At 41.6% G+C, this 26,433-nt stretch carries 18 protein-coding genes and 1 CRISPR repeat array; of the genes, 6 read left to right on the top strand and 12 right to left on the bottom strand.

The window, feature by feature from the left end; all coding sequences use genetic code 11:
• Window positions 1-134: 134 nt before the first annotated feature.
• From M1G01_RS09300 to M1G01_RS09275, 6 genes are all read right to left on the bottom strand, one after another.
• Entirely contained in the window at window positions 135-569 is a 435-nt protein-coding gene (locus tag M1G01_RS09300; protein WP_000382004.1) for a cytidine deaminase family protein, read from the bottom strand.
• 12 nt (window positions 570-581) lie between these two features.
• Complete coding sequence (gltX, locus tag M1G01_RS09295) at window positions 582-2,042, bottom strand: glutamate--tRNA ligase (RefSeq protein WP_247931670.1); 1,461 nt, start codon at window positions 2,040-2,042, stop codon at window positions 582-584.
• A 127-nt stretch (window positions 2,043-2,169) separates the two neighbouring features.
• The gene (locus M1G01_RS09290) at window positions 2,170-3,519 is read right to left on the bottom strand and encodes a glucose-6-phosphate isomerase (RefSeq protein WP_000018244.1); all 1,350 of its coding nucleotides are present in this window, start codon (window positions 3,517-3,519) and stop codon (window positions 2,170-2,172) included.
• 168 nt (window positions 3,520-3,687) lie between these two features.
• The gene (locus M1G01_RS09285) at window positions 3,688-4,377 is read right to left on the bottom strand and encodes a gamma-glutamyl-gamma-aminobutyrate hydrolase family protein (RefSeq protein WP_000124758.1); all 690 of its coding nucleotides are present in this window, start codon (window positions 4,375-4,377) and stop codon (window positions 3,688-3,690) included.
• A 136-nt stretch (window positions 4,378-4,513) separates the two neighbouring features.
• A complete protein-coding gene (locus M1G01_RS09280; protein ID WP_000859991.1) occupies window positions 4,514-6,280 on the bottom strand; it encodes an ABC transporter ATP-binding protein in 1,767 nt (588 codons plus the stop codon).
• Window position 6,281: 1 nt separating this feature from the next.
• Complete coding sequence (locus M1G01_RS09275) at window positions 6,282-7,988, bottom strand: ABC transporter ATP-binding protein (protein ID WP_247931669.1); 1,707 nt, start codon at window positions 7,986-7,988, stop codon at window positions 6,282-6,284.
• 206 nt (window positions 7,989-8,194) lie between these two features.
• Between M1G01_RS09275 and M1G01_RS09270 the strand changes: the two genes are divergently transcribed.
• The 6 genes from M1G01_RS09270 (at window position 8,195) to csn2 (ending at window position 16,805) form a co-directional block, all read left to right on the top strand.
• A complete protein-coding gene (locus M1G01_RS09270; protein WP_000745027.1) occupies window positions 8,195-9,211 on the top strand; it encodes an NAD(P)H-dependent glycerol-3-phosphate dehydrogenase in 1,017 nt (338 codons plus the stop codon).
• 21 nt (window positions 9,212-9,232) lie between these two features.
• Window positions 9,233-10,132, top strand: a complete 900-nt coding sequence (gene galU, locus M1G01_RS09265) for a UTP--glucose-1-phosphate uridylyltransferase GalU (protein ID WP_049549712.1) — start codon at window positions 9,233-9,235, stop codon at window positions 10,130-10,132.
• A gap of 677 nt (window positions 10,133-10,809) precedes the next feature.
• Window positions 10,810-14,946 (top strand): type II CRISPR RNA-guided endonuclease Cas9, encoded by a 4,137-nt coding sequence (gene cas9, locus M1G01_RS09260; RefSeq protein WP_247931668.1) that lies wholly within the window; start codon window positions 10,810-10,812, stop codon window positions 14,944-14,946.
• Complete coding sequence (gene cas1 / locus M1G01_RS09255) at window positions 14,946-15,812, top strand: type II CRISPR-associated endonuclease Cas1 (RefSeq protein ID WP_049549710.1); 867 nt, start codon at window positions 14,946-14,948, stop codon at window positions 15,810-15,812. Before cas9 ends, cas1 begins: the two co-directional genes overlap by 1 nt.
• Entirely contained in the window at window positions 15,809-16,153 is a 345-nt protein-coding gene (cas2, locus tag M1G01_RS09250; RefSeq protein WP_049549709.1) for a CRISPR-associated endonuclease Cas2, read from the top strand. The genes cas1 and cas2 overlap by 4 nt, the downstream gene beginning before the upstream one ends.
• Window positions 16,143-16,805: a type II-A CRISPR-associated protein Csn2 gene (gene csn2 / locus M1G01_RS09245; RefSeq protein WP_049549708.1), complete on the top strand. Its 663-nt coding sequence runs from the start codon at window positions 16,143-16,145 to the stop codon at window positions 16,803-16,805. Before cas2 ends, csn2 begins: the two co-directional genes overlap by 11 nt.
• A 90-nt stretch (window positions 16,806-16,895) precedes the next feature.
• Window positions 16,896-19,704: a CRISPR direct-repeat array (repeat unit 36 nt; unit sequence GTTTTAGAGCTGTGTTGTTTCGAATGGTTCCAAAAC).
• Between the two features lie 47 nt (window positions 19,705-19,751).
• Here the strand turns inward: csn2 and M1G01_RS09240 are convergent.
• The 6 genes from M1G01_RS09240 to pbp1b form a co-directional block, all read right to left on the bottom strand.
• Window positions 19,752-20,432 (bottom strand): rhomboid family intramembrane serine protease, encoded by a 681-nt coding sequence (locus tag M1G01_RS09240; RefSeq protein WP_247931667.1) that lies wholly within the window; start codon window positions 20,430-20,432, stop codon window positions 19,752-19,754.
• A complete protein-coding gene (locus M1G01_RS09235; RefSeq protein ID WP_247931666.1) occupies window positions 20,416-20,955 on the bottom strand; it encodes a 5-formyltetrahydrofolate cyclo-ligase in 540 nt (179 codons plus the stop codon). Before M1G01_RS09235 ends, M1G01_RS09240 begins: the two co-directional genes overlap by 17 nt.
• Window positions 20,956-20,966: 11 nt before the next feature.
• The gene (locus M1G01_RS09230) at window positions 20,967-22,097 is read right to left on the bottom strand and encodes an N-acetyldiaminopimelate deacetylase (protein WP_247931665.1); all 1,131 of its coding nucleotides are present in this window, start codon (window positions 22,095-22,097) and stop codon (window positions 20,967-20,969) included.
• A gap of 61 nt (window positions 22,098-22,158) precedes the next feature.
• Window positions 22,159-22,857, bottom strand: coding sequence for a 2,3,4,5-tetrahydropyridine-2,6-dicarboxylate N-acetyltransferase (dapD, locus tag M1G01_RS09225; protein WP_247931664.1), 699 nt, complete (start codon window positions 22,855-22,857; stop codon window positions 22,159-22,161).
• An 84-nt stretch (window positions 22,858-22,941) separates the two neighbouring features.
• Window positions 22,942-23,853 carry a DMT family transporter gene (locus M1G01_RS09220; RefSeq protein ID WP_061587501.1) on the bottom strand — a complete coding sequence of 304 codons (912 nt, stop codon included), beginning with the start codon at window positions 23,851-23,853 and terminating at the stop codon, window positions 22,942-22,944.
• A gap of 77 nt (window positions 23,854-23,930) precedes the next feature.
• Window positions 23,931-26,432: a penicillin-binding protein PBP1B gene (gene pbp1b, locus M1G01_RS09215; protein ID WP_247931663.1), complete on the bottom strand. Its 2,502-nt coding sequence runs from the start codon at window positions 26,430-26,432 to the stop codon at window positions 23,931-23,933.
• Window position 26,433 lies beyond the last annotated feature (1 nt).

Raw genomic sequence — 26,433 nt, 5'->3', positions numbered from 1 at the left:
CCTTGACCAACGGACCTTGAGCTTTTCAACTCTTTCTATTATACCTACTTTTTTACCTTTGTCAAGGACTTTTTTTACCTCTTTACCGAAATTCTGAAAAGATTAGGGAAAAGAGCCAGTTAAACTGACTCCCTTTATTTATCTTGCCAATTAGTTGCACGTTCCTCTCCCCACCAGTAAGGGATCAATTCGGCAACCTTAATTGTTTTTCTTGTTTCGTAGTCCATCATGAACTCTGCTTCTTTATTTTCAGCATTCAATTCTAAGAGAAATTCTCTGCAAGCGCCACAGGGCATACCTGATCCTTCGCCGTAAGGAGGTTTATCTCGAAAGGCGAGGATTTTCTTAACTTTAGTTTGTCCTGAAAATTGATACATATTGAAGAGAGCCGCTCGTTCTGCACAGAGATGAAAAACGCCACAAGTGCCCTCCATACAAAATCCTGTGAAGATCTGACCATCTTCTGCTTCTACTGCAGCAACAACATGGTTAGCATAAACAAAGTCAGAAACTTCATGGGGATTGAATAAGGTTCGTGCTTCTTCATACATTTTTTCCCATGTATCCATCGGAAGTCCTTTTTATTTAGAAATCTCTTTCAGCATGTTTTCAATATGCTGGATTGACTTTTCACGTCCGAGTAAGAAAATGGTGTCTGGTAATTCTGGTCCATGCATTTCACCTGAAACGGCAATACGAATCGGCATGAAGAGGTTTTTCCCTTTAATACCTGTTTCTTTTTGAACTGCTTTGATTTGTGGGAAGATGTTTTCTATCACAAATTCCTCATCTGTCATTGCTTCTAGTTTCGCTTTGAAGGCTTCTAGAACAACCGGAACGGTTTCTCCTGCCATGACCTCGCGCTCAGCGTCTGTCAACTCTGGGAAATCTGAGAAGAAAAGATCTGTCAATGGAACGATTTCGTCCACTGACTTCATTTGTGGTTTGTAGAGTTCCACCATTTTTTCAGCCTTATCAGTCAAACGCCCTGCTTCTTCTAGGAATGGTTTGGCCATTTCAAAGATAGTAGCAAGTTCTGCTCTCTTGATGTAGTCGTTGCTCATCCAGTCTAGTTTCTTCTGATCGAAGGCAGCTGGTGACTTGCTGAGACGGTTTTCATCAAAGAGTTTAATCAATTCCTCACGAGAGAAGATTTCATCTTCCCCACCTGGATTCCAACCAAGAAGGGCGATAAAGTTAAAGATAGCTTCTGGAAGGTACCCTTTCTTACGATAGTCTTCGATAAACTGAAGGGTGTTGGTGTCGCGTTTAGACAATTTTTTACCCGTTTCAGAGTTGATGATCAAAGTCATGTGACCGAACTCTGGAGCTTCCCAACCAAGCGCTTCATAGACCATGAGCTGTTTTGGGGTGTTGGCAATGTGGTCATCACCGCGGATAACGTGAGAAATCTGCATATCGTGGTCATCAATAACAACAGCAAAGTTGTAAGTTGGGTAGCCATCTTTCTTTTGGATAACCCAGTCACCACCGATGTTGCCACCTTCAAACTCGATATCACCTTTGACCATGTCATGCCATTTGTAGATGCCAGACTCATTAACAGCCAAACGGACAGTTGGGATAATACCAGCTGCTTCACGTTCTGCGATGTAGGCAGCTTTTTCTTCTTCGCTCATACCAAGATATTCATTGATGTAACGTGGTGTTTCGCCAGCTGCTTCTTGGCGTTCACGCTCAGCCGCCAACTCTTCTTCTGTGACGTAAGATTTGTAGGCTTTTCCTTCAGCTAGCAATTGGTCGATGTATTTTTGATAGAGTTCCAAACGCTCAGACTGGCGGTAGTTTGCATGAGTTTCTGGGCTCTCATCCCAGTCAATCCCCAACCAGCGAAGATTTTCAAGCTGTGAACGTTCTCCATCCTCAACATGGCGTTTACGGTCAGTATCTTCGATACGAATGATAAAAGTTCCACCATGATGGCGTGCGTAAAGGTAGTTAAACAATGCTGTACGGGCATTTCCGATGTGTAGTAGTCCTGTTGGACTTGGTGCGTAGCGTACGCGGATATCTTTTGACATAGTTTCTCCTATAAAGTCTCTAGGCGTCTGCCTTTTTGCTTTCTATATTATATCACAAGTCACGCCTGAGTCCAATGTCTACGAATAAAGAGAGTAAAAAGAGTGGGCAAGCCACTCTTTTCTTCTATTATAGACGTGCGTTAAGCTCTTTGCTCAATTCTTCAAACCCTGGTTTTCCAAGAAGGGCAAACATGTTGCGTTTGTAGGCTTCAACACCTGGTTGGTCAAATGGGTTGATGGCATTCAAGTAACCTGAAAGGGCAATTGCCAATTCGAAGAAGTAGATAGTGTAGCCAAGAGTGAAGGCATCTTGCTCTGGAAGTGTTACGTACATGTTTGGCACATCACCGTCAGTGTGGGCAAGAAGAACACCGTCAGTCGCTTTTTTGTTTACAAAGTCAACGTCTTTTCCTTGAAGGTAACCAAGTCCGTCAAGGTCTTCTTCCAAAGTAGGAATGATCACGTTCTTACGTGGTTTGTCAACACGGACAACTGTTTCAAACATGATACGAGTTCCTTCTTGGATAAATTGACCAAGTGAGTGCAAGTCAGTTGAGAAGTTTGCTGAAGTTGGGTAGATCCCTTTTTGGTCTTTCCCTTCTGACTCACCAGCCAATTGTTTCCACCATTCTGAGAAGTATTGAAGTGATGGTTCGTAGTTTACCAAGATTTCAGTAGCGTAGCCTTTGCGGTAAAGGATGTTACGAACTGCTGCGTATTGGTATGCTTCGTTTTCAGCAATCTTGTCTGAAGTGTAGTCTTTACGAGCTGCGTTCGCACCTTCCATAAGGGCTTTGATATCTGCACCTGATGCAGCGATTGGAAGCAATCCAACTGCTGTCAATACTGAGAAGCGTCCACCGATGTCATCTGGAACTACAAATGTTTCCCAACCATTTGCATCTGCTTCAACCTTAACAGCACCTTTTTGGCGGTCAGTTGTAGCATAGATACGTTTGTTAGCTTCTTCTTGTCCGTATTTCTTAACCAAGAGTTCTTTGAAGACACGGAAAGCGATCGCTGGTTCTGTTGTTGTACCTGATTTAGAAATCACGTTTACTGAGAAGTCTTTGTCAGCCACGTACTCTACCAAGTCAGCAAGGTAAGTAGATGAGATTGAGTTTCCAGCGTAAAGGATTTGTGGAGCTTTGCGTTCTTCTTTTGTTTGCAAGTTTGCAAAGTGGTGGTTCAAGAAGTCAATGGCTGCTTTGGCACCAAGGTAAGATCCACCGATACCAATCACAACCAAGACATCGCTATCTGACTTGATTTGCTCAGCAGCTTTCAAGATGCGGTCGAATTCTTCACGGTCGTAGTTTTCAGGAAGGTCCAACCAACCCAAAAAGTCGCTACCAGCACCAGTTCCTTTACGAATCAATTCGTCTGCAGCTGTTACTTGTGCTTGCATGTATTCCACTTCATGTGGGGCAACAAATTTGTCTAAAACTTTTGAATAATCAAATTTAATATGTGACATGATAATCCTCCAAAATTTCTTCTTTTCTATCATAACGCTTACCTTCGATTTTTTCAAGCTTTTTTATTGAATTTGCCCAATTTTTATCAGAATTCAAACGTTTGCGTAAATTTGCTAAAATATAAAAAATCTGAAAGGGCGAATAAAAACGGCTAGAGATTCTAACCGTTACAATTCATTTAATAAATACTCAAATAATTCTAAATTGCCATCTTCTTCATTGACCAGGAACTCTGGGTGCCACTGTAAACCGATAATACGATGCTCGTCGACAGACTCAATCGCTTCTACTGTCTGATCTCGAGGGTCCACCGCTGTCACACGGAAATTAGGCGCCAGGTCTTTGATGCTTTGACGATGGACTGAATTTACTTGACTTTCTTTGCCAAACAACTTAGCCACCACGCTTCCTTCTACTGTCTCAATAGAATGAGATGTTCCAAAAGGTAAGCCTTGCCAGTGGCCTTCAATTTCTTGGTGGAGAGTGCCGCCAAAAGCAACATTGACCAGCTGAACACCACGACAGATTGCCATAATTGGTTTATTCTGACGAAGCGCTTCTTTCAAGAGGGCTAGTTCAAACTCATCGCGTACAAGGTTGTAATCATCGCTCTCAATAGTCTTTTTCTCTCCATAAAACTGAGGATGGACATTTTGCCCACCTGTCAAGATGAGTTTGTCAATCATTTCCACATAATCGCGCACAATGGACTCATCTCCTACAGGAATTACTAAAGGAAGACCACCGACTTGACGAATGCTCTCTGCAAATTTACAGGATACAGATGAGTGAATGTTTTTCCCTTCTGCATCTACAGGACATAGATTTGCAGCAACTCCTACAACCGTTCTAGCCATGATGTGTCTCCTTTCGATTTTCTTGCGACAGTCTTATCTTATCACTCCAACCCTTTCCTGTCTAATATGTTTTTTTAAAGACCGTGATAAGTATTTTTTATGGATAAGAAAAAGCTGCCCAATAAGGACAACTTTTCTATTCGAAGACAAATTGATTGTGATACAGTTCTGAGTAGAAACCGCCGAGCTTGAGCAACTCGTGATGATTTCCACGTTCAATAACCTCTCCATCTTTGAGGACAATAATCTGATCGGCATTGAGGATGGTCTTGAGACGATGGGCAATGACAAAACTGGTTCGACCTGCTACAACTGCCTCCATGGCATGTTGAATTTTGCTTTCTGTTACGGTGTCCACATTGGAAGTCGCTTCATCTAAAATTAGGACTTGAGGATCTGTCATCAAGGTCCGAGCGATGGAAATCAATTGTTTCTGACCAGTCGAGAAGATATTTTGCTCATCATCAATAAGGGTATCATACTTGTCAGGCAAGCTTTCGATATAGTCATGAATATGAGTTGCCTTGGCAGCTGCTTCGACCATTTCCTGACTGGCATCTGGCACACCAAAGCGGATATTGTCCCGAATCGTTCCACTAAACAAGACCGAATCCTGCAAGACAATCCCGACCTTGCTCCGCAGACTGTCCAAGTCGTAGTCACGGATGTCTTTGCCATCAAAAGAAATGCTACCTGCATCCACATCGTAGAAGCGATTGATAAGGTTCATGATGGTCGTTTTCCCTGAACCAGTCGGACCGACAACTGCTATCATCTGCCCCTTAGGAGCTGAAATGCTAACATCTTTTAAAATCGGCTTGTCTGGCACATAAGAGAAATCAATATGACTGATTTCAACACCTTCTCGCAATTCCGTAAAGGCAGGCGCATTTTGCGGACGAATCTCTTCTTCTGCATCGAACATTTCTTGGATACGATCCGCTCCAGTAAAGGCCAACTGGAGGCTCCCCCAACTCGCAGCCACCTGGATAATTGGCTGGTAGTACTGCTGAGAAAATTGGGTAAACATGACGATCAAACCTAGGGCTGTCGTTGTTTCGATACTTGGATCGTTCAGCAGGACCGCAGAACCTGCAAAAATAACGATGGCCGTATTGACCAAGCTCATCCCATTCATAACAGGAAACAGGATGCCTGAGAACATTCTCCCTTTAAAGGTTGCCTTGCGCACGCGCTCATTTTGCTCCACAAAGCCTGCTACGATGTCATCTTGAATTCCTTGTACGATAACAGCTTTCTGTCCAGAAATACTCTCGTCCATGTAGGCATTGAGTTTCCCAACCTCTTTTTGCTGGAGATTGGTGTACTTGCGGGCCATTTTCACGATGAAGACCAACATGAGAAAGGCTACTGGGGTGCTAGCTACTGTTATCAGGGCTAGTGTCACATTTCTTGAAAACATGACAAAGATCAAACCGATGTAAAGAGCAATATTGCTCATGACCTGAACTAGGCTTTCATTGAAGGCTTGAAGGATGTTGTCCAAGTCACTCGTAAAGCGAGAGAGGATATCGCCATCCTGATGGCGGTCAAAGAAAGAAACCGTTAAACGAGAAAGTTTGCCAAAGAGGCCCTTACGCATCTCATTTGTTGACTCAGCAATCACACGGGTCATCAAGGTCATGTAAATCAAACTAGATACCACTAAGGCGAGGACAACCAGAGCTAGATTCAGCATCAGAGCTGACAAACTCTGCCAGGCTAGTTCGGAAGTCCCATTTTGATAAGCTAGAACTAGGTTAGCTAGCTCTGTGACTGCTTGACCTGAAAAAACTGGAAAGAGGGCTTGGGCAATCGTCGCAACCGCAACCATCAGAATCACAATGACAAAGGAGAACTTGTAAACTTTAAAATAATTCCAGAAAAATCGAACGGTTTTCATTTTATTCCTCCTTTCCCTTTTGTGTTTCGTAGATTTCGCGGTAGATGGCGTTGTTAGCTACCAAATCTGCATGCCGTCCTTCTCCAATCAAGCGCCCTTGATCCAAGACCAAAATCTTGTCCGCATGGACGACTGAACTGATCTTTTGAGCGATGATAATGGTTGTTGTCCCTTTCAGATCTTTGTTCAAAGCTTCCTGCACGAGTCTCTCTGACTTAGCATCCAAAGCCGAAGTCGAATCATCAAAAATCAGGATACGGGGATTGCTGACAATCCCACGGGCAATGGACATCCGTTGTTTTTGTCCACCAGAAAAATTGGTGCCTCGTTCTTCGACCTGACTCTCAAATTTGTTTTCCATGCGTCCGATAAATTCACTGGCTTGGGCAATCCGTGCTGCACGTTCCATTTCTGACACGCTGGCATTGCCTTTTCCTTGACGAAGATTATCTGCAATGGTCCCACTAAAGAGAATAGCACGTTGCAAGACGATGGAAACTGTTTTACGTAAGGTTCCCTCGCTGACGTCTCGAATATCCTTGCCACCAATCTTGATAGATCCCTCTTGTGGATCAAAAAGCCGTGGAATTAACTGAGCTAGGGTGGATTTCCCTGCTCCAGTCGCCCCAACCACACCGACCATCTGACCAGGCGCAATTTCAAAGGTCACATTCTTCAGCATAGGCTCATCGTCATTGGGATAGGTAAAGGTCACATTTTCAAAAGAGAGACTTCCTTCTAACTCTTCGTCTGGGAGATCTTTAAATGTCATCGCTGGCTCGGTATCTAGAATTTCGCGGATACGACGCAAGGAAATCATGGCACGACTGACAGAATTTCCTAAAAATCCAACCATGATGATGGTAAAGATAATCTGGCTGAGATAGTTGATAAAGGAAGCAATCGAGCCCACAACAGATGGATCTGACTGAGCCATGCCTGCCACCAACCAGATAGAGAGGAAGACTGCCCCATAGCCGACTAGCATCATAACAGGTTCTATAACTGAGAAGGCATAACCGATATAAAGATTTTGGCCGAGAAGTTCATCTGAGACTTCGGTAAATTTGTCAAATTGTGCTTTTTCCTGCACAAAGGATTTAACCACGCGCACACCACGTAGATTTTCCTTAGCGATAGCATTGATCCGTTCAAGAAGGGTTTGAAACTTAGCAAATCGTGGTCCCATCATTCCCATCATGATGGCTGTTAGTGCAAAGATCAAGAGCACCATGAGGACAATCACCCACCAAAGTGATGGAAGAGTGTGAACCGCCAAGATAAAGGAACCGATAAAGAGAAGAGGGAGACGGAAAAGAATTTGAAAAGCCATCATCACCACGTTCTGAATCTGGTTGATATCATTGGTCATACGAACGACAAGGTTTCCGGCATTGAATTGCTCAATATTGGCATAAGAAAAAGTCTGGATCTTGCGAAAAGCGTCTTCACGAAGGTCCGAAGACACTCCTTGAGCAATATAGGCTGCAAGCGTTACATTGACCCCACCTGCAACCAGACCAACTAGGGCTACCCCTATCAACCAAGCGCCAATACTATAAATAGCCTCATGTTGACCGGCCAACAAAGCCTCTAACACCTCTTGCAAATAGCGCGGTTGCAAGAGCGAGCTCGCAACCATCAAGCCTGTCATCATTAAGGATGCCAAGGCCTGCCATTTATAGGTTTTTATTTTTTTAATGAGCATATTTCCTCCTAATAAAATAGATAAAGGGAGCGACATCCTGCGTCAGCTCCTTCTCATTCCTTCATATTGATGCTATTCTAGCAAAAAAGAGACATCTTGTCAAAGAAGTCTCCTTATTATAAATTAGTACGCTTTCATCTACAGGTGATGCATGAAAAGGCTTTTTATGGTAAAATGAAAGGAAGAACTCTTACAAGGAGGAAAAGATGAAGAAACAAACCATCGCTGTCTTGGGTCCTGGTTCTTGGGGAACTGCCCTTTCGCAGGTCCTAAACGACAATGGACACGAGGTTCGAATTTGGGGAAATATTTCTGACCAAATTGATGAAATCAATAATCAACATACAAACAAACGCTATTTCAAAGATATCCTACTCGACGAAAAAATCAAAGCCTATCATGACTTGGAAGAAACACTAAAGGATGTGGATGCTGTTTTATTTGTGGTCCCAACAAAAGTAACGAGACTGGTTGCCCAACAAGTAGCAAAGGTGCTTGATCACAAGGTTGTCATCATGCATGCCTCCAAAGGATTGGAACCAGATAGCCACAAACGTCTATCAACTATTCTTGAAGAGGAAATTCCAGCTGACCTTCGTAGTGAAGTCGTTGTTGTTTCAGGACCTAGTCACGCTGAGGAAACGATTGTTCGGGATATTACCTTGATCACTGCAGCCTCTAAAGACCTCGAAACTGCTCAGTACGTCCAAAATCTCTTTAGCAATCACTACTTCCGTCTCTATACTAATACGGATGTTATCGGAGTTGAAACCGCTGGTGCTCTCAAAAACATCATCGCAGTTGGCGCTGGGGCATTACATGGTCTAGGATTTGGCGACAATGCTAAGGCAGCCATCATCGCCCGTGGCTTGGCAGAAATCACCCGTCTAGGGGTCGCTCTTGGAGCTAATCCTCTGACTTATAGCGGTCTTTCTGGAGTTGGAGATTTGATCGTAACGGGGACATCTGTCCACTCTCGTAACTGGAGGGCCGGTGATGCTCTCGGTCGTGGAGAATCCCTCGCAGACATCGAAGCAAACATGGGTATGGTCATCGAAGGCATTTCAACAACTCGAGCAGCTTACGAACTGGCTCAGGAATTGGGTGTCTACATGCCAATCACACAAGCTATTTACCGAGTTATCTACGAAGGTGTCAATATCAAAGAAGCAATCACTGACATCATGAGCAATGAATTTAAAGCAGAAAACGAATGGTCATAGACCTTTATAGAAAGGAATATCATGAAACAAAAAGTCAGAAAAGCAGTCATCCCAGCCGCTGGATTGGGAACCCGTTTCCTCCCAGCAACTAAGGCCTTGGCCAAGGAAATGTTGCCAATCGTAGACAAGCCAACTATCCAGTTTATCGTTGAAGAAGCCCTCAAGTCTGGCATCGAAGATATCTTGGTTGTTACGGGTAAGTCAAAACGTTCTATCGAGGACCACTTCGACTCAAACTTTGAATTGGAATATAACCTTAAAGAAAAAGGGAAAACAGATCTTTTGAAGCTGGTTGATGAGACAACCGGCATGCGCCTGCATTTTATCCGTCAAACACATCCACGTGGTCTCGGAGATGCTGTCTTGCAAGCCAAAGCTTTCGTTGGAAATGAACCTTTTGTCGTTATGCTTGGTGATGACTTGATGGATATCACGGACGAAAAGGCTGTTCCACTTACCAAACAACTCATGGATGACTACGAGCGTACTCATGCGTCTACTATCGCTGTTATGCCAGTCCCTCACGACGAAGTATCTGCCTATGGGGTTATTGCTCCGCAAGGCGAAGGAAAAGACGGCCTTTACAGCGTTGAAACCTTCGTTGAAAAACCTGCGCCAGAGGATGCTCCTAGCGACCTTGCTATCATCGGACGCTACCTCCTCACTCCTGAAATTTTCCAAATCCTCGAAAACCAAGCTCCAGGTGCAGGAAATGAAATTCAGCTGACAGATGCGATCGATACCCTCAATAAAACACAACGTGTATTTGCTCGTGAGTTCAAGGGGGCTCGTTACGATGTCGGAGACAAGTTTGGCTTTATGAAAACATCCATCGACTACGCTCTCAAACACCCACAAGTCAAAAACGACTTGAAAGACTACCTCATCCAACTTGGGAAAGAGTTAGCTGAGGGGGAATAGAAGAACAGTTCATATAAAAAAGAACTAGGATTGTTAATTATCCCAGTTCTTTTTATTTTGTATTGCTATCATCCCGAACATATAAACCAACAAAAGGAAATCATATTTCTCAGTTAACCCACTTACAAGCTCCATCGAATTGATCTCGAATTTTATGAAAGCGCTACGATATTATTTGTTTTTTTCTAAAAATAGGAGTACAATGAGTTAGTATAATAAAATAAAAAGCACCGAATCGGTGCGCACTTTTTCAAGTTGTGTACGGACAAAGCCTTATTTTAACTTTGCTGTGTTGTTTCGAATAATTCCAACAACTTTATTGTACTATACTTGTCAAAAATTATCAAGTGAAATGTAAATCATTTTATAAATACGACAAAAAGATAGTTTGTCCTCATTTGAAACAATACAGTTCTAAAACTAAAATATAACTTATAATCAATTTTAGCACATTTTTACCGATACTTCATCATTATTCTATTGAAATTTTTAGTTAGAATGATGCAATTAAATAAAGTTATATTTTAAGGAGATTGTTTTGAAAAAGTTTAAATTCACTAAAGATAATTTAGCTATTCTAACTGAGTTGGTAAAGTTTATGAAGGGATGCATTGACTTAATCAAAACTCTCATTTCTTAATTTGTAAATTATAACTTAACCCAAAGGAGAAACCTAAATGAGCAACAAACCTTACTCTATCGGACTTGACATCGGAACAAACAGCGTCGGATGGGCCGTCATTACAGATGACTATAAGGTGCCATCGAAAAAGATGACCGTTCTGGGCAATACTGATAAACATTTTATCAAGAAAAATCTGATTGGAGCTTTATTATTTGATGAAGGGACTACTGCTGAAGATAGACGTCTAAAACGAACTGCACGTCGTCGCTATACTCGTCGGAAAAATCGTCTTCGCTACCTTCAAGAAATCTTTTCTGGGGAAATGAGCAAGGTGGACAGTAGTTTCTTCCATCGATTAGACGACTCCTTCTTAGTTCCTGAGGATAAAAGAGGGAGTAAATACCCTATTTTTGCTACCTTGGTAGAAGAAAAAGAATACCATAAGCAATTTCCAACTATCTATCATTTGAGAAAGCAACTGGCTGATTCGAAAGAAAAAGCTGACTTGCGCTTGATCTATCTAGTATTAGCTCATATGATTAAATACCGTGGGCATTTTTTATATGAAGAAGCTTTCGATATAAAAAATAATGATATTCAAAAAATCTTTAACGAGTTTATAAGCATTTACGACAACACCTTTGAAGGAAGTTCACTTAGTGGGCAAAACGCACAAGTAGAAACAATTTTTACCGATAAAATTAGTAAATCTGCAAAGAGAGAGCGCGTCCTAAAACTCTTTCCTGACGAAAAGTCCACTGGTTTGTTTTCAGAATTTCTCAAGTTGATTGTAGGAAATCAAGCTGATTTTAAAAAACATTTTGACTTAGGAGAAAAAGCTCCGCTACAATTTTCTAAAGATACCTATGATGAGGATTTGGAAAATTTGCTCGGACAAATTGGAGATGACTTTGCTGATCTTTTCTTAGTTGCCAAAAAACTCTATGATGCTATTCTTCTATCAGGCATTTTGACTGTCACAGATCCTTCAACCAAGGCTCCATTATCAGCATCTATGATTGAGCGCTATGAAAATCACCAAAAAGACTTGACAACTTTAAAACAATTCATCAAAAACAATCTTCCAGAAAAATATGATGAAGTTTTTTCTGACCAATCTAAAGATGGGTATGCTGGATATATCGATGGTAAGACCACACAAGAAGCATTTTACAAATATATCAAAAATCTTCTCTCTAAATTCGAAGGAACAGATTATTTCCTTGAGAAAATTGAACGTGAAGATTTCTTGAGAAAACAACGCACTTTTGATAATGGTTCTATTCCTCATCAAATTCATCTTCAAGAAATGAATGCCATTCTCCGTCGGCAAGGAGAACATTATCCATTTCTGAAGGAAAATAAAGAAAAGATAGAGAAAATCTTAACCTTCCGTATTCCTTATTACGTTGGACCATTGGCTCGTGGCAATCGTGATTTTGCTTGGCTTACTCGAAATTCTGACCAAGCAATCCGACCTTGGAACTTTGAAGAAATTGTTGATAAAGCAAGCTCTGCGGAAGACTTCATCAATAAGATGACTAACTATGACTTGTATCTGCCAGAAGAAAAAGTTTTGCCTAAACACAGTCTCTTGTATGAAACATTTGCTGTCTATAATGAATTAACAAAAGTAAAATTTATTGCAGAAGGATTGAGAGACTATCAATTCCTTGATAGTGGTCAGAAGAAGCAAATTGTCAATCAATTATTCAAAGAGAAAAGAAAAGTAACTGAAAAAGATATCATTCATTATCTACACACTGTTGATGGTTACGATGGAATCGAACTAAAAGGAATTGAAAAACAATTTAACGCCAGTCTATCTACTTATCATGATTTACTCAAAATTATCAAGGATAAGGAGTTTATGGATGATCCTAAAAATGGAGATATTCTTGAAAATGTTATCCATACTCTCACAATTTTTGAAGATCGAGAAATGATTAAGCAACGACTTGCTCAATATAATTCTATATTTGATGAGAAAGTGATTAAGGCACTGTCTCGTAAACATTACACTGGTTGGGGTAAACTCTCTGCCAAATTGATTGACGGTATCAGGGATAAACAAACGGGGAAAACTATTCTTGACTACTTGATGGATGATGGCAAGAGCAATCGTAACTTTATGCAGTTAATAAAAGATGATGAACTTTCTTTCACTGAAATTATCCAAAAAGCACAAGTTGTGGGTGACACAGATAATTTACGACAAGTTGTTCAAAATCTTCCTGGAAGTCCTGCCATCAAAAAGGGAATTTTACAAAGTATTAAGATTGTTGATGAACTTGTCAAGGTTATGGGCCATGCTCCCGAGTCTATTGTGATTGAAATGGCACGAGAAAATCAGACTACTGCCAGAGGGAAAAAGAATTCCCAACAGAGATATAAGCGCATTGAAGATTCATTAAAAAATTTAGCTTCTGGACTTGATTCAAACATATTAAAAGAGAATCCAACAGATAATATTCAACTTCAAAATGACCGTCTCTTCCTTTACTATCTCCAAAATGGGAAGGATATGTATACTGGAGAAGCTCTTAATATCAACCAACTGAGCAGCTATGACATTGACCACATCATCCCACAGGCCTTTATCAAGGATGATTCTCTTGATAACCGTGTCTTGACGAGTTCAAAGGATAATCGTGGGAAATCCGATAATGTTCCTAGTCTTGAAGTAGTTGAAAAGATGAAAGCTTTTTGGCAACAATTATTGGATTCTAAATTGATTTCAGAACGTAAATATAATAATCTAACCAAAGCAGAGCGAGAGCGAGGCGGGCTAAATGAGCTTGATAAAGTTGGCTTTATCAAACGCCAACTAGTTGAAACACGCCAAATCACAAAACATGTTGCTCAGATCTTGGATGCTCGGTTCAATAAAGAAGTGACTGAGAAGAATAAGAAGAACCGTAATGTCAAAATCATCACTTTGAAATCCAACATGGTTTCCAACTTCCGTAAAGAATTTGGGTTATACAAGGTGCGGGAAATCAATGACTACCACCACGCGCATGATGCCTATTTAAATGCAGTGGTTGCTAAGGCCATCCTTAAGAAATATCCTAAACTAGAGCCTGAATTCGTTTATGGTGACTATCAAAAGTACGATCTTAAGAGATACATCTCAAGATCCAAAGATCCTAAAGAAGTCGAAAAAGCAACTGAAAAGTATTTCTTCTACTCAAACTTGTTGAACTTCTTTAAAGAAGAGGTGCATTACGCAGACGGAACCATCGTAAAAAGAGAAAATATCGAATACTCTAAAGACACTGGAGAAATCGCTTGGAATAAGGAAAAAGATTTCGCTACAATCAAAAAAGTTCTTTCACTTCCGCAGGTGAATATTGTGAAGAAGACAGAAGAACAAACCGTTGGACAAAATGGAGGTCTGTTTGATAATAATATTGTGTCCAAGAAAAAAGTAGTTGACGCAAGTAAACTAATCCCAATCAAATCCGGTCTATCACCTGAAAAGTATGGCGGTTATGCAAGACCTACAATCGCTTATTCCGTTCTTGTTATAGCAGATATTGAAAAAGGAAAGACCAAAAAATTAAAGAGAATCAAAGAGATGGTTGGAATAACCATTCAAGATAAAAAGAAATTTGAAGCAAATCCAATCGCCTACCTTGAAGAATGTGGATATAAAAATATCAATCCTAATCTTATTATAAAACTACCTAAGTATAGTCTCTTTGAGTTCAATGGTGGACAACGAAGATTATTAGCAAGCTCTATTGAGTTGCAAAAAGGTAACGAATTGATTTTACCTTACCATTTCACCGCTTTGCTTTATCACGCACAGCGAATTAATAAATTTAGTGAACCAATTCATAAACAGTATGTAGAAGCACATCAAAATGAATTTAAAGAATTACTAACAATAATCATTTCTTTATCTAAAAAATACATCCAAAAACCAAATGTTGAGTCATTATTACACCAAGCATTTGAGCAAGCCGATAACGATATTTATCAGTTAAGCGAATCCTTTATCTCGCTCTTGAAACTCACCTCATTTGGAGCTCCTGGAGCCTTTAAATTCCTTGGTGCTGAAATTAGTCAATCAAGTGTAAGATATAAGCCAAATTCACAATTTTTAGATACCACCCTCATCCACCAATCCATCACTGGTCTCTACGAGACTCGGATTGACTTAAGCAAACTAGGAGAAGACTAATGGGATGGAGAACCGTTGTTGTCAATACACACTCTAAGCTCTCCTACAAGAACAATCACTTGATTTTTAAAGATGCCTCTCGGACAGAGTTGATTCACCTGTCCGAGGTGGACATCCTACTTTTAGAGACGACGGATATCGTTCTCTCCACTATGCTGATTAAACGTTTGGTGGATGAAAATATTCTAGTCATCTTTTGTGATGACAAACGCTTGCCAACGGCATACTTAATGCCCTACTACGGTCGGCACGATTCCAGTTTGCAACTCTCTCGGCAAATTGCTTGGAATGAAGATGTAAAGGCGGAAATCTGGACAACCATCATTGCACAAAAAATTCTCAATCAGGCTTTTTATCTAGGGAGTTGTGGTTTTCTGGAAAAGAGCCAGTCAGTCATCGATCTCTATCATGGGTTGGATTTATTTGATCCTAGCAATCGTGAGGGTCATGCTGCTCGGATTTATTTTAACACCTTGTTTGGAAACGATTTTAGCCGTGAACAAGATAATGATGTCAATGCTGCCTTGGACTATGGTTACACCTTAATTTTGAGTATGTTTGCGCGTGAGATTGTCTTGTCTGGCTGCATGACTCAGTTTGGCTTGAAACATGCCAACCAGTTCAATCAATTCAACCTAGCTAGCGATATTATGGAACCTTTTCGTCCGATTATTGACAGAATCGTCTATGAAAATCGAAGCAGTTCTTTTGTCAAAATCAAGCGAGAACTTTTTACCATTTTCTCAGACACCTTCCACTACAATGGCAGAGATATGTACCTGTCCAATATCGTCAGTGACTATACTAAGAAAGTCATCCAAGCTCTCAATCAACCAGAGAAAGGAGTTCCTGAGTTTAGGATATGAGTTATCGATATATGCGTATGATTTTAATGTTTGATATGCCCGTTGATACCACAGAGGAACGCAAGGCCTATCGGAAATTTCGGAAGTTCCTCATAGATGAGGGATTTATCATGCACCAATTCTCCATCTATAGCAAACTTTTGCTCAACAACTCTGCTAATAACGCCATGATTGAGCGACTCAAAACTCACAACCCTAAAAAAGGAAACATTACTCTCTTAACCGTTACAGAAAAGCAATTTTCTCGCATGATCTACTTAAATGGCGAGCGAAATACCAGTGTAGCAAACTCCGATGCACGTTTAGTCTTTCTAGGAGAGGAGCCTAGAGATGAAGATTAATTTCCCATTATTAGATGAACCATTGGCTATTGAAAATGCAACCTTTTTAGTGTTGGAAGACCAGTTTACCTTTTCGACTATCGTCAAGCAGTTCTACCAGTACACTGATGATGGAGAGTTAAAGTTGTTTGATAGAAATCTAAAAGCTCTGAGAGAGGCTGAGTTACTAGTGATAACGGATGTCTTAGGATATAATCTCAACTCACCTGCCATGCTCAAGCTCATACATGCAGATCTTGAAAATCAGCTTAATGACAAGCCAGAAGTCAAATCCATGATTGAAAAACTGGTAGCTACGATTACAGAATTGTTAGCATTTGAGTGCTTAGAAAATGAACTAGACCTAGAGTACGATGAAATCACCATTCTAGAGTTGATCGATGCCCTAGGAGTCAAAGTTGAAACTCTGAGTGATACACCTTTCGAAAAGATGCTAGAAATTGTCCAATTTTTTAAATATCTTTCCAAAAAGAAACTCCTTGTCTTCATCAATGCGACCGCCTATCTATCAAAGGATGAGTTAGTAAATCTGATAGAGTATATCCAACTCAATCAACTAAAGGTTTTATTTATCGAACCTCGAAAAGTCTATGATTTTCCTCAATATGTGCTGGATCAAGACTATTTCTTGAACCCTGAAAATATGGTATAATAAGGGTAACAATTGGAACCTGACGAGCTGAAGTCTGGCTGGGACGAATGGCGCGATTACGAAATTTCGTGAGAAAAATTTTTCTACGAGGTTTTAGAGCTGTGTTGTTTCGAATGGTTCCAAAACCCGTCACGACGACGAAAGACCGAAAATATAGTTTTAGAGCTGTGTTGTTTCGAATGGTTCCAAAACCGCTCTCCTTTTCGCAATCGAGTAACTGCTGTTTTAGAGCTGTGTTGTTTCGAATGGTTCCAAAACATGTGTTCAAGAGACCATCGACCAGAACGCGTTTTAGAGCTGTGTTGTTTCGAATGGTTCCAAAACTCACTGAAATTGTAGGCAACTCGAAAGACTGTTTTAGAGCTGTGTTGTTTCGAATGGTTCCAAAACTGACTTTGGCTACTTTTTCGTCTACATTTCGTTTTAGAGCTGTGTTGTTTCGAATGGTTCCAAAACTCCTAACTTTGGATGGGAAATGGCTCCTGCGTTTTAGAGCTGTGTTGTTTCGAATGGTTCCAAAACGGACATCCTAAAGATGGCTCCAATGTTCAGGTTTTAGAGCTGTGTTGTTTCGAATGGTTCCAAAACCACCAAATCGTAGTATGTAGCTTTCGGTTGGTTTTAGAGCTGTGTTGTTTCGAATGGTTCCAAAACAGAAATAATCTAGAAGTTGACCACATCAAAGTTTTAGAGCTGTGTTGTTTCGAATGGTTCCAAAACTGTTGCGACTCTCTAGCAGAGCTACAGTCTGTTTTAGAGCTGTGTTGTTTCGAATGGTTCCAAAACTTTGACATTTTCTAGTGTGTTCATAATTTAGTTTTAGAGCTGTGTTGTTTCGAATGGTTCCAAAACGCAGAGCTAGCGCACGTCAGGAGAAAAGAGGTTTTAGAGCTGTGTTGTTTCGAATGGTTCCAAAACTGAATAGTCCACGCATAGTCGAAGTGACAGGTTTTAGAGCTGTGTTGTTTCGAATGGTTCCAAAACCCTTTTGCGTTTTGAAGCTCCTCCAGTTGAGTTTTAGAGCTGTGTTGTTTCGAATGGTTCCAAAACGGAGCATGGCTGGGAGATAGTCCTGGACATGTTTTAGAGCTGTGTTGTTTCGAATGGTTCCAAAACATGGAAAACATCAGCACATAAAGCCTAACAGTTTTAGAGCTGTGTTGTTTCGAATGGTTCCAAAACTTGATATTAACGCAGCAATCGACTGGATGCGTTTTAGAGCTGTGTTGTTTCGAATGGTTCCAAAACTGTCATTGAGTGGTAACACTGCTTCATTACGTTTTAGAGCTGTGTTGTTTCGAATGGTTCCAAAACGCAAGAAAGAAGAACCTAAGGAAGAGCCTGGTTTTAGAGCTGTGTTGTTTCGAATGGTTCCAAAACTTCTAATTGATAAGCCATTTATTTTCCTCCGTTTTAGAGCTGTGTTGTTTCGAATGGTTCCAAAACGAATGGGACATCAACCAACGAACGTGAACTGTTTTAGAGCTGTGTTGTTTCGAATGGTTCCAAAACTGACAGAACAGGACAAACAAATCAGCAGTCGTTTTAGAGCTGTGTTGTTTCGAATGGTTCCAAAACTCTCATTCTGGAACAGGCAATCATCGTAGCGTTTTAGAGCTGTGTTGTTTCGAATGGTTCCAAAACCAAGCTTCATTGATTCAGTTGCATCCTTGGGTTTTAGAGCTGTGTTGTTTCGAATGGTTCCAAAACTTTAGCCATGCAAAATGGCGAGAGGGCTACGTTTTAGAGCTGTGTTGTTTCGAATGGTTCCAAAACCCGCTGGCATAGTTGCTGGTGGTGTCACTTGTTTTAGAGCTGTGTTGTTTCGAATGGTTCCAAAACCCGCAAAAGATTCAGGCCGCAAACTAAGTCGTTTTAGAGCTGTGTTGTTTCGAATGGTTCCAAAACACATGGAAGAACTAACACAGAAAACACCTTGTTTTAGAGCTGTGTTGTTTCGAATGGTTCCAAAACCCGATGACATCCCAAACTCCGCAAGTGGAAGTTTTAGAGCTGTGTTGTTTCGAATGGTTCCAAAACTCCAGTCAAGCAGTTCTTGAAGCTCATGGAAGTTTTAGAGCTGTGTTGTTTCGAATGGTTCCAAAACCCCTAGTAGGTGTACCAGATTCACCAATAGGTTTTAGAGCTGTGTTGTTTCGAATGGTTCCAAAACACTTGTTCGACTTCCAAGCAAAACGCTGTTGTTTTAGAGCTGTGTTGTTTCGAATGGTTCCAAAACACGTACTAGCGACTATGTGACAACCTCAAAGTTTTAGAGCTGTGTTGTTTCGAATGGTTCCAAAACTGCATATTCATCTGTGCTCATAGCTAGTTTGTTTTAGAGCTGTGTTGTTTCGAATGGTTCCAAAACCATGGTACTACTTCAATCGCGACGGTTCAAGTTTTAGAGCTGTGTTGTTTCGAATGGTTCCAAAACAATAACGAAACTTTTGCAGAACTTACACATGTTTTAGAGCTGTGTTGTTTCGAATGGTTCCAAAACTGAAAAGCTATTTCTTCAGCTGTATAACCAGTTTTAGAGCTGTGTTGTTTCGAATGGTTCCAAAACATTGAAAGCTAGACAAAGAAAAGTCTCCAAGTTTTAGAGCTGTGTTGTTTCGAATGGTTCCAAAACTGTCCACACGTCCGATTCCTCGAATAAACTGTTTTAGAGCTGTGTTGTTTCGAATGGTTCCAAAACCGCCTTTGTCGGTATTCTCCATCAAATGAAGTTTTAGAGCTGTGTTGTTTCGAATGGTTCCAAAACTTGTAAGGCTTTTCAAAAACTATCTAGTGTGTTTTAGAGCTGTGTTGTTTCGAATGGTTCCAAAACTGTTTCAATTAGTGAAATATTCGAAAATGTGTTTTAGAGCTGTGTTGTTTCGAATGGTTCAAATCTACATAAAAAGCTACTCAAAAAATGAGTAGCTTTTTAACTATTCCCCCCTACACATAGCTCATTCCCTTATAGCAAAGGAAAACGGCTAGTGCGATAAAAAGTACAGTTGCTCCGATTCGCTGGCTGGTACTATACATCTTTCTCTCCCATTTGACTGGAAAAATGACTGCTAGAAAGGCACCACCTACTGCGCCACCAATATGCCCTGCTAGGCTGATTCCTGGAATCAGAACACTTCCAATGATATTTATCACGAAAAGTGTCAGATAGGATTGCCCCAACTGCTGGATATAGGGGTTGCGAGTTGCGTAACGCAAGACGATAATCGCAGCAAATAGTCCGTAAAGAGAAGTGGACGCTCCTGCTGCTACAACTTTCGGCGTGAAAGCAAAAACAAAGAGATTGCCCATCATTCCTGATAAGAGATAGAGAAAGAAGAATTGCTTAGAACCGAAAATCTCCTCCACCTGTCGTCCAAGAAAGTAGAGTGAAATCATATTGACAATGAAATGTTCCCAACCGATATGTACAAATATAGCCGAAAAAAGGCGCCATATCTGCTCGGGAAACAAACGAATGATCGGTCCATACATGGCTCCAAACTGAAGTAAGGTATCTGCTCGTTCAAAATTTAAACCTGTAAGAACCAACATCAAGAGAAATACCAATGCTGTCACTAGGAGAAAAAAACTAGTCACAGGATAACGTTTATCAAAGATTTCTTTCATCTATTAGCACCTCCTGGACGGCAATATCATGGTCTTCCAAGTTAAACTCCTGAATTTGACAAGGATAAACCGTACTCAAAGTATGACCAGTAAAATGTTCTAGATAGCGGTCGTAGTATCCTCCACCATATCCGATTCGATAGCCTTCTGTCGTAAAAGCTAGCCCTGGAACATGAATCAAATCAATCTGAGACAGTTCCACCACTTCCAAGTCTCCTTGCGGTTCCAGTAAACCAAAGGAAGTTTTTACCAACTGCTGCGGATGATAGACCACAAACTCCATGCGCCCCTTGGGATAGGTTTTGGGTATCAAAACCTTCTTGCCGTCCTTCAGCGCCTGCTCAATCAGTTCTTGCGTTTGAAATTCATGAGGGAAAGAGAGATAGGTTGCGATGTTCTTAGCTTCTTGGTAAAAGGGATGATGTAAGAAACGCTCGGTTAAAGCTCGATCCATAGCCCGTTTTTGCTCCTGAGATAAAGCCTTCATTTCTTGCAAAATTTTCTTGCGTAGTTCTGCTTTCATAGACAATTCCTCTACTCTGCTGCCTTCTTTTTTAAGAAACTAGAGACTGCATCTACCCCAATGGCTATGGCTTCTTCCTTAGGACTCATCTGAGGGTGATGAAGAGCGTAGGGACTATCGATACCTAGCCAGAACATAACGCCATCTACCTTCGAAAGGAGATAACCAAAGTCCTCACCAGTCATAGCAGGCTCGATATCAATCAACTTGATTCCGTCTTTCTCTTCAAAAAAGTCCATCAGTTCACGCGCCAAGGCTGGATTGTTCTCAACAGGTAGGTAGCCTCCTTGCTTGAGTTCTACTTCGACTTCCATATCAAAGGCTGCTGCAACCCCTTCTGCGACTGTCTTGACTCTTTTTTGTACCAAGAGGCTCATTTCCTGAGTCAAGGCGCGAATGGTTCCGTGTAAAAAGGCTGTGTCTGTAATGACATTGTTGGTTGTTCCAGCTTGGAAAAGGCCAAAGGTCACCACCGCTCCCTCGATTGGATTGACATTGCGGCTGACAACTGACTGCACCTGGGTTACAAAGTAACTAGCCGCCACCAAGGCGTCATTGGCTTCATGCGGGAAGGCTGCGTGCCCACCTTTTCCTTTGAAACGAATCTTCACCTCACAAGTCCCTGCAAAGAGCGTATGGGTGTTGGTCGCAATCTGTCCAACCTTCAGATCCGGACGAACATGGAGACCATAAAACTGGTCTGGCAACCAATCTCCAAAAGCACCATCCTCATACATGAGCATACCACCAGCTTCATTTTCTTCAGCAGGTTGAAACAGAAAAAGCAGATTATTCTTGGGTTGTTCCTCAAGAGCACGCTCGAGACAGCCCAAGGCAATGGTCATATGAAAATCATGGCCACAGGCATGCATGCGACCTTGGTGTTGAGAAGCAAAAGGTAGACCTGTTTGTTCGACAATAGGCAGACCATCAATGTCTGTTCGCCAACCAATGGTTCGCTCCGGCTGACTTCCCTGCAGGTAGACCAAAATCCCTGTTCGCCAAGTACGAATTTGAACAAAATCCTTGCCCGTAGTCAATTTCTCAATCACATCCAGCAAATAAGCCTGAGTCTTGAATTCCTCCAAGCCAATCTCTGGAATCTGGTGTAAATCTCGTCTAGTCTGAATCAAATCTAACATCTATCGATCCTCCTTTTGATAGAAGAAAGAGGCTGGAAGAAGTATCCGCCTCTTTTTATTTTTACAAGGTACGAAGCACATCCTCAAGCGCTGTTTTTTGTTGGGTTTGGGCATCAATTTCTTTGATGATACGAGCCGGAACACCTGCCACTACCACGTTTTCTGGGACATCCTGGGTAACAATAGCTCCTGCTGCGACAACTGAACCACTGCCGATTTGAACTCCTTCGATAACCACTGCATTGGCACCGATAAGAACATTGTCTCCGACACGGACTGGTTCAGCGCTAGCTGGCTCAATCACACCTGCCAAAACTGCACCTGCACCAACGTGACTGTTTTTCCCAACGATAGCACGACCTCCAAGGATGGCACCCATGTCAATCATGGTTCCAGCACCGATTTCAGCACCGATATTGATAACAGCTCCCATCATGATAACAGCATTGTCACCAATTTCAACCTGGTCACGGATAATAGCACCTGGCTCGATACGAGCATTGATAGCACGTTTATCTAACAAAGGAACTGCAGAATTACGAGCATCTTGCTCGACAACGTAATCTTGATTTTCTACCAAACCTTCAAGAAGCGGAGCCACGTCCTTCCAGTCTCCGAATAAAACATTTCCTAGTTTGACAACAGAGCTTGGCACAGCAGTTGCAAGTTCTCCCTCAAAAGTTACTTTGACACTGGTTTTCTTTTCCGCATTGGCGATAAATTGGATAATTTCTTGAGCGTTCATTTTTGTAGCAGTCATAGGTGCCTCCTGGTTCGTTATAATGATACCTATTCTACCAAAAAAGGCTTCAAATTTGAAGCCTCAACTATCAAATAATCATCTTTACCTGGCTTGTTTTGCTTCTTCTACAGATAAAAAAATCATCGGAACGATAATCAACACCATAGCCAAGGCCAAAAAACCATCCATGACCAATCCCAGAAAAAGAACACTTAATAAAGCTGAAGAAAGCGGTTCGCTAGCACTCACAACCGATACAACCAGCGGGGAAACGAGTGACACAGCCTTCATAGATAGGAAGAAGGCAAAAGCAGTACCAAACACGGCAATCGTCAGACAAATCAGCACACTTACCAGATCCACTTGAAAACTTATCCGATAAATAGGGTAGAGGAAATTACTAAAGAGACCTGCCAGAATCATCCCCCAACCAACAGTCGGAACAAATCCGTAGCGCCGTGCAAAGCGTTGGGGAAGGATAACATTAAACATGACCCCTACTGCACTGAGCAAACCTGTCACTAGAGCCAAAGGTGTCATGGATAACTGGGACAAATCCCCTTTTGTAGCCATCAAAAAAACACCTAGCATGGCAATCAAAACATAGAACACAGCTGTAATCGAAGCCTTCTTCTGGTAAATGATTCGATTGTAAAACAGGATAAAAACTGGGCTGATAAATTGCAAAATGGTCGCCGTCGTTGCATTGGAATACTCAACGCAGAGATAAAAGAAAAACTGCACAGAAAAAATACCTAGAATAGCATAGGCTAAAAAAGGTAGATAATTTTTCTTATCACGCCAGATGTCCAACAAGCGGCTACGCAACTGAAAAGCAGATAAACCTAAAACCAAACTCCCCGCCACTAGCAAACGCATAGAAGTAATCCAGCCAGAAGACACTGGATAATGAGTGAAAAAATACTCTCCTAAAATCCCACAAATCCCCCAGATTAGGCCTGAGAGGAGCGAGTATACTGTTCCCTTAACAATCTTTTTCTGATAATGATTCATATTATTATTGTAACACGAAACCAACAAAGAAAAAAGTAGCAACAAGGAGAAATTACTAACCTTGCTGCTACTCTATCTTAACGATTAAATAGACGTGAACGTCCTGAAGAGCCACTCTGAGTATTTCCACTCGAACTTGTTGTTCCCGAACCGCTACTTGAGCTTGGAGGAGTTACTGCAGGAATGCTTCCTAGAATATTCTTCCAAGCATTCTGATAATCTGCATCGCTTCCTCCAATAGCGAAGCGGTAGGCGGTTACTGGCGCCCCTTCTTTCGTAGCCCAGTAACTTGTTACGGTAGAACCGGAAACGTTAACTTCTTTGCCATTAATTGAAACCTTGCCCGGCTTCTCCCCTGTCGACTTGAGAACTTGTGACTTGGTCACACTTGAGTCAAGATTAAAGCGCTCATTCCCCCAAATGCCAGGTTTTGCTTGTTGAATAGCATTAACCAAGTGGGCCATATAGTTGGCATTGCGGTAGTGGCCCGCCCCTTTGGCTAGTGGTCGGTTGTCATCGTGACCTAGCCAGCCACCCAAGGTCAAGCGAGGCGTAGAAAGCATAAGCCACATATTTTCATCTTCATTGGTCGTACCAGTTTTTCCAATCCAGTCAGCACGAGCTAGGGATGGATTGATAGTCGTCAAATCCGTTTGGAAACTTGAGGTAATTCGAGATGAGATAACATCCCGAAGGAGACTTTGCATGATGGTTGCTGTCGCTTTTGAATAAACTTGGACAGGCTCGTCCTTGTGCTCGTATACCACTCGACCATCCGTTGACTCGATCTTCGCGATCATATGTTTCTTATGGTAAACTCCGTTGTTGGCTAGAGTCTGATACCCGTTGGTATGTTGGGCAACTGTAACATCAATCCCCCCACCCATCGGCAAACTTTCAATCCCATATTCTGGGATTTCATAACCCATTTTTTCCATATAGCCCTTGACATCAACGCCCTTCTCTCGAAGCGTACGATACGTCCAGTAGGCTGGGATATTCCATGAGTAGTTAAGGGCTTCTCCCAATGTCATCATGCCTGTACCAGGACTATTGACATACATGATGGGATTCCCATTTGAAAAGTTTGTCGGATAGTTTGACAAGATACTTGCACTTCCCATCAGACCTTGATCAATGGCAATACTGTAAGCCAATATCGGCTTAGTAGTCGAAGCAGGAGAACGCTTGGTATCAATAGCGTGATTGTTCTGATTTTCTTGATAATTACGGCCACCAACAAATCCAAGGATAGCTCCCGTTTGGTTGTCCATGAGGACATTCCCCACCTCAGGCTGGCCTGTCGAATCATCTAGCAGATAGCCGTAGGTCGCAACCGCATTTTGCATCGCAGCATGAACATTTTTATTGATAGTTGTCGTAATCTTATATCCACCATTTTCAATTTCCTTAGTGGCTAAATCACGATAGGATTTCTGAATGGACTCATTCTTTAATTCTTGCGCAGAAACATTATCTCGTTGGACGAGGTAGTCATACATACGATCAGTTGCTTCTGCCAAGGTTGCATAGTAGAGATAGTCACGCGAAGTACCACTAACACTACCTGATGGTAGGAAGTCTTTCTTAAAGTCATAATCTTTGTACTTATCGTAGTCTTCCTGACTTAGAGCCCCTGTTCGGTACATATTGTAGAGGACATCCTTGGCACGCTTAATTCCCAAAGCCATGTCCTCATCACTCTTCATGCTACCATCAGATTCATAAGGAGAATAACTGATTGGACTCTGTGGCAATCCTGCGATAAAGGCAGCTTGAGGGACCGTTAAATCCGAAGCATTGACACCAAAGATTCCTTCTGCAGCCTGCTGGGCACCTGCAATATTTTGGCCTTTATGATTGCGACCAAAAGGAGCTATGTTAAGGTAGGTTGTCAAAATCTCATCCTTACCCATGGCCCTTTCTAAAGCAAGAGCATCAATAATCTCTTTAGCCTTACGAGCTAGAGTTGGAGCATCCCCCACTACTTGTTGCTTGATGACCTGCTGGGTCAAGGTCGAACCACCACTAGACGAGCCTAGACCGACAAAGGTTCCCAAGGTCGCACGAATAACGGCCTTAGGCACAACTCCCTTGTGCTCATTGAAATGCTCGTCCTCTGTCGCAACAATGGCTTTCTTAAGGTTATCTGAGATAGCATCTGAAGCGACTGAAGTGCGCAACAAATCACCCTCGATCGAGGCAATGGTACTGCCGTCAGAATAAGTGATTTCTGAGATAGAGGCAATATCCTTCACTTGCTTGACCAACTCTTCTGCTTGAGGCACCTGAGCCTTGTCAAATAGAGCGACTCCATAACCCATAGCTACACCAGCGCCAAACAGTCCACCGATAAAACCTAAGATAAAGAGAGTGTTAAAGACTATTTTAAACCCACTCAAAACCTTAGCAAAATTAGATCCTGCCCTTCCAACTTTGTCAGAAGAGGTCCCCTTTTTACCGGTTTTCTTATTAGCCAGTTTTTCTGCTAGTCTTTTCTTCCATTTTGCAATTCGTTGCATTAGCTGCTGGAAAAAATGCAGCATTTTTGTTTTTAATTCATTAATTCTTTCTTTCATG

The organism is Streptococcus oralis, assembly GCF_023110055.1.
Classification (GTDB): Bacteria; Bacillota; Bacilli; order Lactobacillales; family Streptococcaceae; genus Streptococcus; species Streptococcus oralis_BY.
The sequence above is the reverse complement of the archived record's forward strand: the minus strand, read 5'-3'. Positions and strand labels throughout refer to the sequence as shown.

Excerpts from the sequence above, each read along its gene's own strand:
- M1G01_RS09300 (WP_000382004.1), bottom strand. The coding sequence starts at position 569 with ATGGATACATGGGAAAAAATGTATGAAGAAGCACGAACCTTATTCAAT.
- gltX (WP_247931670.1), bottom strand. The coding sequence starts at position 2,042 with ATGTCAAAAGATATCCGCGTACGCTACGCACCAAGTCCAACAGGACTA.
- M1G01_RS09290 (WP_000018244.1), bottom strand. The coding sequence starts at position 3,519 with ATGTCACATATTAAATTTGATTATTCAAAAGTTTTAGACAAATTTGTT.
- M1G01_RS09285 (WP_000124758.1), bottom strand. The coding sequence starts at position 4,377 with ATGGCTAGAACGGTTGTAGGAGTTGCTGCAAATCTATGTCCTGTAGAT.
- M1G01_RS09280 (WP_000859991.1), bottom strand. The coding sequence starts at position 6,280 with ATGAAAACCGTTCGATTTTTCTGGAATTATTTTAAAGTTTACAAGTTC.
- M1G01_RS09275 (WP_247931669.1), bottom strand. The coding sequence starts at position 7,988 with ATGCTCATTAAAAAAATAAAAACCTATAAATGGCAGGCCTTGGCATCC.
- M1G01_RS09270 (WP_000745027.1), top strand. The coding sequence starts at position 8,195 with ATGAAGAAACAAACCATCGCTGTCTTGGGTCCTGGTTCTTGGGGAACT.
- galU (WP_049549712.1), top strand. The coding sequence starts at position 9,233 with ATGAAACAAAAAGTCAGAAAAGCAGTCATCCCAGCCGCTGGATTGGGA.
- cas9 (WP_247931668.1), top strand. The coding sequence starts at position 10,810 with ATGAGCAACAAACCTTACTCTATCGGACTTGACATCGGAACAAACAGC.
- cas1 (WP_049549710.1), top strand. The coding sequence starts at position 14,946 with ATGGGATGGAGAACCGTTGTTGTCAATACACACTCTAAGCTCTCCTAC.
- cas2 (WP_049549709.1), top strand. The coding sequence starts at position 15,809 with ATGAGTTATCGATATATGCGTATGATTTTAATGTTTGATATGCCCGTT.
- csn2 (WP_049549708.1), top strand. The coding sequence starts at position 16,143 with ATGAAGATTAATTTCCCATTATTAGATGAACCATTGGCTATTGAAAAT.
- M1G01_RS09240 (WP_247931667.1), bottom strand. The coding sequence starts at position 20,432 with ATGAAAGAAATCTTTGATAAACGTTATCCTGTGACTAGTTTTTTTCTC.
- M1G01_RS09235 (WP_247931666.1), bottom strand. The coding sequence starts at position 20,955 with ATGAAAGCAGAACTACGCAAGAAAATTTTGCAAGAAATGAAGGCTTTA.
- M1G01_RS09230 (WP_247931665.1), bottom strand. The coding sequence starts at position 22,097 with ATGTTAGATTTGATTCAGACTAGACGAGATTTACACCAGATTCCAGAG.
- dapD (WP_247931664.1), bottom strand. The coding sequence starts at position 22,857 with ATGACTGCTACAAAAATGAACGCTCAAGAAATTATCCAATTTATCGCC.
- M1G01_RS09220 (WP_061587501.1), bottom strand. The coding sequence starts at position 23,853 with ATGAATCATTATCAGAAAAAGATTGTTAAGGGAACAGTATACTCGCTC.
- pbp1b (WP_247931663.1), bottom strand. The coding sequence starts at position 26,432 with ATGAAAGAAAGAATTAATGAATTAAAAACAAAAATGCTGCATTTTTTC.